General features: G+C 74.4%; 5 protein-coding genes. 3 read left to right on the top strand and 2 right to left on the bottom strand.

What is annotated here, in order from left to right; all coding sequences use genetic code 11:
* Window positions 1-881, bottom strand: an 881-nt coding sequence (locus ACLIYP_RS28655; RefSeq protein WP_412716006.1) for a hypothetical protein, incomplete at its 3' end; no start/stop codon positions are given.
* 311 nt (window positions 882-1,192) lie between these two features.
* Between ACLIYP_RS28655 and ACLIYP_RS28660 the strand changes: the two genes are divergently transcribed.
* The gene (locus tag ACLIYP_RS28660; RefSeq protein WP_412716007.1) at window positions 1,193-1,693 is read left to right on the top strand and encodes an FBP domain-containing protein; all 501 of its coding nucleotides are present in this window, start codon (window positions 1,193-1,195) and stop codon (window positions 1,691-1,693) included.
* The gene (locus ACLIYP_RS28665) at window positions 1,690-2,442 is read left to right on the top strand and encodes a TSUP family transporter (protein WP_412716008.1); all 753 of its coding nucleotides are present in this window, start codon (window positions 1,690-1,692) and stop codon (window positions 2,440-2,442) included. The genes ACLIYP_RS28660 and ACLIYP_RS28665 overlap by 4 nt, the downstream gene beginning before the upstream one ends.
* Before the next feature lie 119 nt (window positions 2,443-2,561).
* On the opposite strand, the gene gdhA is transcribed toward ACLIYP_RS28665, so the two are convergent.
* Window positions 2,562-3,887 carry an NADP-specific glutamate dehydrogenase gene (gene gdhA / locus ACLIYP_RS28670; RefSeq protein ID WP_412716009.1) on the bottom strand — a complete coding sequence of 442 codons (1,326 nt, stop codon included), beginning with the start codon at window positions 3,885-3,887 and terminating at the stop codon, window positions 2,562-2,564.
* 643 nt (window positions 3,888-4,530) lie between these two features.
* Between gdhA and ACLIYP_RS28675 the strand changes: the two genes are divergently transcribed.
* Entirely contained in the window at window positions 4,531-5,814 is a 1,284-nt protein-coding gene (locus ACLIYP_RS28675; protein WP_412716010.1) for a type III PLP-dependent enzyme domain-containing protein, read from the top strand.
* Window positions 5,815-6,044 lie beyond the last annotated feature (230 nt).

Below are 6,044 nucleotides of genomic sequence, written 5' to 3' on the forward strand. Positions count from 1 at the left end.
GCCGGAGCGGCGGGGGCGGCCGGAGCGGCGGGCGCCGCCGCGGGGGCGGCCTCCGCCGCACCCGTGCCGTTCGCCGCCGGAACGTTCCACCCCCCGGCGGACCTGGACGCGTCCGGCGAGAACCTGGTCTGCGGCGGCAGTACGTTCTCGGCGGCGCCCGGGGACCACAGCGGCGCCGTCGGCTGCGGCGCGGTGGGGACGTGCTCGGCCTTCCACTGCAGCCGGTAGCACTCGACCTGGTCGGCGCAGGCGGTGCGGGCGTGGAAGACCGCGCTGCCCTCGCCCAGGTCGGGGTACCAGAGGTTCGGGCCGGGGAAGCGCACCGTCCGCATCCGGGGCTTGATGGGTTCCGCGCAGCCGATGCAGCAGCCCGCCGGTACGCACAGGCCCGCGCCCTCCTTCTGCGCGGCGGCGCGGGGACCGATCTCCCCGCGGTACTCCCCGTTGCTGCAGGGCGGCAGTTCGCCGCAGGTGCGGCAGACCGCGTAGTGCTCCGGCAGGACCTGCCAGCCGTGGCTGATGGGCGCGCACCAGTGCTTGGGCGCGGAGCGCGGGAAGTTCTCGTTGCGCAGGACCAGCACCACGGGCCGCTTGTAGAAGTCGGCCCGCTCGGGGGGCTGCGCGTTCAGCCGTCCGTTCATCCGGCGCAGGTCCTCCGAGTGCCGCCACAGTTCGAGGTGCTCGCGCCAGGCCTGCTCGTAGGAGAGCGGCCAGGGGTGGTCCCGGTACTCGTCGATCTCCAGGATCCGCCAGGGCTGCCGGTCGAAGACGACGACGTGCCCGCTCCTCAGGCGCAGGTGCGTACCGTTGTCGCCTTCCTTGGGCCAGTCGATGCGGCCGACGCGGGTGGGCTGGTCGGGGAGCCCTTCGCGAACATGCATGCCACGCTCCTCGGCAACGGGACAACTATGGTCAACATGGAGCAGTTTCCACCATTCTGGATCATTTCGGACCTTTAGCCGTTCAGACACGCGCACCGCCCGCCGTCCCGCCCGCCCCCTCCGGCAGCCTCCGTGACGCACCGTCAGCCGGGGCCGCCGGGCACCGCTGTCCGGCGGCCCGCCGGGCGGCACCGTCGGGAAGCCCCGGCACGCGGCGTCCCGCGGCCGGCGTCCGGCCCTGCCCGCGCGCGGTGTTCCCGTGAGTATTAACCTTTTGCCCGAGCTTCCCCGCGAATGGTTGGCTGCCCGCCATGAGACCCGTGACCGAGAAGGAAATCCGCGCGTCGTTCGTCAACTGCTCCAAGGGCGAGGCGAAGCGCATGGCACTGCCGCGCGACCTGACCGAACAGCCCTGGGACGACCTGGACTTCCTCGGCTGGCGCGATCCCGCGGCCCCCGACCGCTGCTGCGTCGTCGTCGAACGCGGCGGCCTGCTCACGGGCGTGGCGCTCCGCTCCCCCGCCCGGCAGCCGGGCCGCACCCGCCGCGGCGGCGGCATGTGCTCGCTGTGCCTGACCACGCACCCGGCCGACGGCGTGGCCCTCATGGCCGCGCCCAAGGCCGGCCGGGCCGGGCGCGAGGGCGACTCGGTCGGGCTGTACATGTGCGCCGACCTCGCCTGCTCCCTGTACGTACGCGGCAGGAGGCTCCCCGACGGCGGCGGGCGGCTGGAGGAGTCGCTGACGGTGGAGGAGCAGGCGGAGCGCACCAGGACCAACCTCCTCGCCTTCCTCGACCGCCTCCACGCGTGAGCGTCGGCCCGGAGCAGCTCGCGGCCGTCGGCCTCCTGGCCCTGGTCGCCCACGGCCTCAAGGGCCTCACCGGCTTCGGGCCCGCGACCCTGTTCGTACCGGTGGCGTCGCTGCTGTTCGGCCAGCCGACCGCCGTCGCCGCCTCCGGGGTCCTGGACGCCACCTCCGGCGCGGCCCTCACCGCCGCGGACCGGCGCGTGCGCCGGGGCCGGGAGGGCCTGCTGACCGGCGCCTTCATGGCGTTGGGTACGGCCGCCGGGGTCGTGGCCCTGACCCGTGTGCCCGAGGCCGTGGCCGCCGGCGCCCTGGTGCTGGCGGTGCTCGCCGGGCTGTTCTCGGTGGTGGACGCCGGGCGGCGGGGTCCGGTCCGCGAATCCCGGCCGCTGGACGCCCGCGACGGGGCGGCCGGTCTGCTGGCCGGGTTCGTCGGCGGCCTCACCGGGATCGGCGGGCCGCCGCTCGTCGTCCACCTCCAGCGCGTCCTGACACCTCACGACCTCAGGGCCGTGGTGACGCGCGTCCTGCTGGTGTCGGCCGTGGTGCGGGTCGCCACGTTCCTCGCCGTCGGCGACGACGCGCAGGTCGCGGACGCGCTGCTGCTGGCGGCGGTGTGCCTGCCGCCGCAGCTCGCCGGGCTCCTGGCGGGCACCCGCATCTCCCGCCGCACCTCCCCGGACCGCCTGGCGGCGGTCAACGGCGCGGTCGTCGCCGTCTCCGTCCTGCTCGCCGCCCTGAGCGCCCTGCTGTAGCGCCCCGCCGGGCCCCGCCGGGCGCGATGCGCCCGGACCGGCGACGGGCCGGAACGACGCGGGCGCCGGGGGCGGCGAACCGTTCCTCCGCCGCCCCCGGCGCCCCGCGCCCCTACGGGCTAGATCAGGCCCTGCTCCACCATGCCCTGCTCCACCAGCTCGAAGCCGGCGATGTTGGCGCCGGCCACGTAGTCGCCGGGGCGGCCGTAGCGCTCGGCGGTGGTGTGGCACAGGTCGTGGATGTGCCGCATGATCTCGGTCAGCCGGGCCTCGGTGTGCTCGAAGGTCCAGGAGTCGCGCGAGGCGTTCTGCTGCATCTCCAGCGCGCTGGTGGCCACGCCGCCGGCGTTGGCCGCCTTGCCCGGGCCGAACAGGACGCCGGCCTCGCGCAGCACGCGCACGCCCTCCGGCGTGGTCGGCATGTTCGCGCCCTCACCGACCGCGAGCACGCCGTTGCGGACCAGCGTCGCCGCGTCGTCCCGGTCCAGCTCGTTCTGGGTGGCGGAGGGCAGGGCCACCTCGCACGGCACCTCCCAGACCCGGCCGTCGGGCACGAAGCGCGCCCCGCTGCGCTCGGCGTACGCCGACAGCCGTCCGCGCTCGGCCAGCTTGACCTCCTTGAGGAGTTCCAGGTCGATGCCCTTCTCCTCCACCACGTAGCCGCCGGAGTCGGAGCAGGCGATCGGCACGGCGCCGAGCTGCCGCGCCTTCTCCATGGCGTAGATGGCCACGTTGCCGGAGCCGGAGACGACCACCCGCTTGCCCTCCAGGCTCTCGCCGCGCGTCTTGAGCATCTCATCGGTGAAGACGACCAGGCCGTAGCCGGTGGCCTCGGTGCGGGCCTGCGACCCGCCCCACAGGACACCCTTGCCGGTCAGCACGCCGGCCTCCCAGCGGTTGGTGATGCGGCGGTACTGGCCGAAGAGGTAGCCGATCTCGCGGCCGCCGACACCGATGTCGCCCGCCGGGATGTCGGTGTACTCGCCCAGGTGGCGGTAGAGCTCGGTCATGAAGGACTGGCAGAAGCGCATGACCTCCGCGTCCGACCTCCCCTTGGGGTCGAAGTCGCTGCCGCCCTTGCCGCCGCCGATCGGCATGCCGGTCAGGGCGTTCTTGAAGGTCTGCTCGAAGCCCAGGAACTTGATGACCCCCAGGTTGACGGACGGGTGGAAGCGCAGGCCGCCCTTGTACGGGCCGAGGGCGCTGTTGAACTCCACCCGGAAACCGCGGTTGACGTGGGTCCTCCCGGAGTCGTCGCTCCACGGGACACGGAAGATGATCTGACGCTCAGGCTCGCACAGGCGCTCGATGAGAGACTCGTCCAGCAGCTCGGGACGCCGGGCGAAGACCGGTTCGAGGGATTCCAGGACCTCCCACACGGCCTGGTGGAACTCCTTCTCGCCGGGATTGCGGTGCAGTATCCGGTCGTAGATCTTCTCGATCACGCGTTCTCCTAGAAGGTGCGGCTCCTGTTGTCCCGCCTGTTCCGCTGACCCCTGCGGAACCCGTGAAACGCATGACGCCGAGCACCCCCGTGGAGATCGGGTGCTCGGCGTCGTCGTCGACGTGGCGGACTTCAAGCGTGACACGCCCCGGCCGCGAATTCCTCCCGGGGTGCACCGGATATCCGGCCCGGCGGCCGGAAACCGGGGCGGCAGGGCCGCGCGAGCGCCGCCGCGGCCGGGCCCGCCGCCCGCGGGGAAGGCGTTCCACGGCGGTTTGCGCACATGGAGTGACGAACGGAACCGCCCCGGCCCCGCGGTCGGCGGTCGGCGGTCGGCGGTCGGCGGTCGGCGGTCGGCGCCCAGGACTACAAACGCTCCGGCTGGTAAGGGATTCGACGTCTCCGGCGCGCGTGCGCGAGGGCCCGCGCGGGAAGCGGGATACGAGCACCCGCGGGCCGTGTGGCGCTCTTGGACGGGAAGAGAGAAGTCATTAGGTTAGCCTCGCCTAATTTGACGGCCGCTCCGGCGGCCCGGGCACGCACCCGGAGGGAGGGGACGTGAGCGCTTCCGACGGCGGCTGACGCCGCGCACCGGACGACCGCACCGCCTCCCCGCCCGTGCCGCACCCAGCGAGGTAGAGCCCTTGTCCATCGTTCTCCCGCCCTCCGCCGCCCCGCGCTCCGCCTATCCCGCCGACGTCCTGCCCGAGCCGGTCCGCCGGCGGCTGCTGGAGCTGGCGCGGGGCGAGGCGCCCGTCTCCGCCTACCTCTACGACGGGGAGGCCGCCGCCGCGCGCGCCCGCGAGCTGCGCGCGGCGCTGCCGGAGTGGGCGGCCGTCCACTACGCGGTGAAGGCCAACTCCTTCCCCGGCGTCGTACGGGCGCTGGCCCCGTACGTGGACGGCTTCGAGGTCGCCTCCCGCACCGAGCTGGAGCTGGCCCTGGCCGCCCTCCGGGAGCGGGACGGCTCCCCTTCCCCCGGCTCCTCCCCCGTACCCGTCGTCGCCGCCGGGCCCGCCAAGTCCGTGCCCGTGCTGACCGCCCTGGTGCGCGCCGGGGTCGAGGCGATCAACGCCGAGAGCCTGCTGGAGCTCCACCGCATCAGCCGCATCGCCGTCGCCGAGGGCACCACCGCCCGTGTGGCGCTGCGCGTCAACCCCGCCGCCGGGCCCGTCCCGGCGCAGGCCACCGGTTCGCTGCGCATGGGCGGGCAGGCGTCGCAGTTCGGGGTGCCCGAGCCCGACGTTCCCGGGGTGCTGGAGCAGGCGCTGCGGCTGCCGGGCCTGGACGTCACCGGCTTCCACATCCACGCCGCCTCCAACAACCTCGACGCCGCCGCCCAGGCCGCCCATCTGCGCCGGTGCGTGGAGTGGAGCGCGGCGACCGCCCGGGAGCACGGCGTGGACCTGCGCATGGTCGACGTCGGCGGCGGCATAGGCGTGGCCTTCGAGGAGCTCGCGGGCGAGCGGCCCTTCGACGTCTCACGCTTCGGCGAGCTGGTCGCGCGGAGCGAGCCGCCGCCGGGCGTGCGGGTGGTGCTGGAGCCGGGCCGCTTCCTGGTGGCCGACTGCGGCTGGTACGCGGCCGAGGTCACCGACGTCAAGCACAGCTACGGCACCGCCTTCGCCGTGCTTCGCGGCGGCATCAACCACTTCCAGCTCCCCACCTCCTGGGACCTGGTCCACAACATCGCCGTACTGCCCGTCGACCGCTGGCCCGAGGGCCTGCCGCGCCCGGAGGCGGCCGGTACGCGCGTCACCGTCGTCGGCGAGCTGTGCACCCCCGAGGACACCCTGCTGCGCGATGTGCGGGTGGACCGAGTCCGAGCGGGGGATCTGGTCGTTTTCCCCTACGCGGGCTCCTACGGCTGGGAGTTCGCGATGCACGGCTTCCTCGGCCACCCCGTCGCGGAACGCCACCTGCTGTGACCACCGACCGCCCCCGGAGACGGCCGCCGGGCCGTACCGCCCCACCATTCCTCCTGACGGAGCAACGGAGCGACAACGCGATGACCGTGCCCACCACACCCCCCGCGCCGGCCGCCACCGCGGACGCCGTCCCACGGCACCGGTGCGCGCGGGAGCCCTCGGCCCGCGCCCGCGGCCGCACCCGTGCCCGCGTGTACCGCCGCCCCGGGCGGGCGGCGTGACAGGGCGCG

Source organism: Streptomyces nanhaiensis (assembly GCF_046614825.1).
In the GTDB taxonomy this organism is placed as follows: Bacteria; Actinomycetota; Actinomycetes; order Streptomycetales; family Streptomycetaceae; genus Streptomyces; species Streptomyces radiopugnans.